The 1,727-nt window shown below is 65.9% G+C and carries 1 protein-coding gene and 2 pseudogenes; 1 reads left to right on the top strand and 2 read right to left on the bottom strand.

Features of this window, described 5'->3' with window-relative positions; all coding sequences use genetic code 11:
* Window positions 1-93 precede the first annotated feature (93 nt).
* Window positions 94-516: pseudogene (locus ACWDAK_RS41185) on the top strand (transposase); the annotation flags it as partial.
* Between the two features lie 156 nt (window positions 517-672).
* Here the strand turns inward: ACWDAK_RS41185 and ACWDAK_RS41180 are convergent.
* Together ACWDAK_RS41180 and ACWDAK_RS41175 are read right to left on the bottom strand one after the other, a co-directional pair.
* Window positions 673-1,306: pseudogene (locus ACWDAK_RS41180) on the bottom strand (transposase); the annotation flags it as partial.
* A complete protein-coding gene (locus ACWDAK_RS41175; protein WP_425557838.1) occupies window positions 1,303-1,662 on the bottom strand; it encodes an integrase core domain-containing protein in 360 nt (119 codons plus the stop codon). The pseudogene ACWDAK_RS41180 and the gene ACWDAK_RS41175, both read right to left, overlap by 4 nt.
* Window positions 1,663-1,727 lie beyond the last annotated feature (65 nt).

The raw sequence follows: 1,727 nt of genomic DNA, 5'->3' as shown, positions 1-1,727 counted from the left end.
AGCAGCCTCGGCTACCGCAGTCCCGCCGAATACGAGACCGTCCTGGCGGCCTGACCACCACACCAACGGTGTCCGTCAAAGCGGAGCAAGCTCAGCCTTACCCGGCTGTGTCACCGGCTGCGACGCCGCACCGGCCGCAAGGGCGAGCGCCGCAGCCTGTCCGAGCGCGACTACATCGGATTGACAGACGGGGTCCACCAGCTGGTCAAAGCGCCGATCGTGCTGGTGTGGGACCGACTGAACACCCACGTCTCCCATGCCATGCGCGACCTGATCGACGCGCAGGACTGGCTGACGGTATTCGCCCTGCCCGCATACGCACCCGAGCTGAACGCGGTCGAGTACCTGTGGGCCCACGTCAAACGCAGTCTGGCGGACCTCGCCAACGTCGCCCTTGACCGACTCGAGACCCTCGTCCGCAACCGCCTCAAGCAACTGCAGTACCGCTCCGACATCCTCGACGGCTTCCTCACCGGGACAGGACTCTCTTTCGACCTCCCACCCGTGCCACCTTGAAGCGCCGAGGTCAGTAACGGCAACGTAGCCACGCTCCGGCCCGACAGTGACCGTCCACCGGGCCCGCAGGCCCTCGCCCCAGTGGGCCTTGCGGGCGGCGCGGGAGTGTCATGAATTCGGCTCTGTCCCGTAGTCGGTAGTAGCGCTGTGTAGTGGTCACTGGAGGAGGATGCGGTTGCGGAGTAGGGGGAACCCGGCTCGGCCGTGCATCTGCCTCATGATCCGCTTGGTTCGCGTGTTGACGCCCTCGGTGCGGCCGTTGTGGTAGGGGAGGGTGAGTCCGGCATCGACGGCGGCGCGGTCGAGTTCGAGGCCGTTCGCGAAGGAGTGCAGGGGGGCAGGTCGGCGGCTCGAACCGTGGTGATCCAGTCGGTGAGCTTGGCGTTGTTGCCTCCACTGGGGTCAATAGCTGAGCGAACTCGCCGGTGAGGCGGGTGAGTTCGGTTATCTCAGGGCAGGCTTCGGTGAGTTCCCGCAGTAGCGCGGTGTCCTTGTCGCGCAGGTTCTCGGGGTGGGAGAGCAGGAGGCGGGCGAAGCACTGCGGGGTGGTGACCGGCTTGTCGCCCTCGGCACGACGCTGGGTGATGTAGCGGTAGAGCAGGTTGAGGCTACCGGTATAGCCCAACTCCTTGATCTCCCGGAAGAGTTGGATGACGGGGGCGGCCGGGTCTTCCGCGCGGCGGGCGCGCAGGTGGTCGCGGTAGGGGTCGACGAGCGTGGGTTTGTAGCAGGGTGCGCGGCGGTCGCCGGTGGGCTCCTTCATGCGGGCGTACCGCTTGACGGTGTTTAGGGGCTGAGGTGCCCCCCGGAATGTGGACACAGGGGTTTACGCCGCGAGTGAGAGTGTAGCTGTCGTACGTTGCCGCTGTTCGAACTCCATCGGGGACAGGTAAGCCAGGTGCTGTGGCGGCGCGCGTTGTAGTACGTGAGCCACCGGAGGATCGTCAGTCGGGCCTGCTCCATCGTGGAGAAGAGCGTCTTGTACGGGGCTTCGCGTTTGAGGCTCCGCCACAGGCTCTCGGCCTGGGCGTTGTCGTAGCTGGAGCCGACTCGGCCCGTGCTGCGACGTATCCCGTACCGGCCGCGGACGTTCGCGAACGCCGCTGAACTGTATTGCCCAGGTTCAACCCGTCGTTGCAACAACACCGTCCTGTTGGATCAACAGTAGCTGCTCGTTGAAGACTTCGGCGGGTGTCCTCCACCCCAGGGTC

It is taken from the genome of Kitasatospora sp. NPDC001175, assembly GCF_053598215.1.
This window is presented reverse-complemented; position numbering and strand designations above follow the sequence as displayed.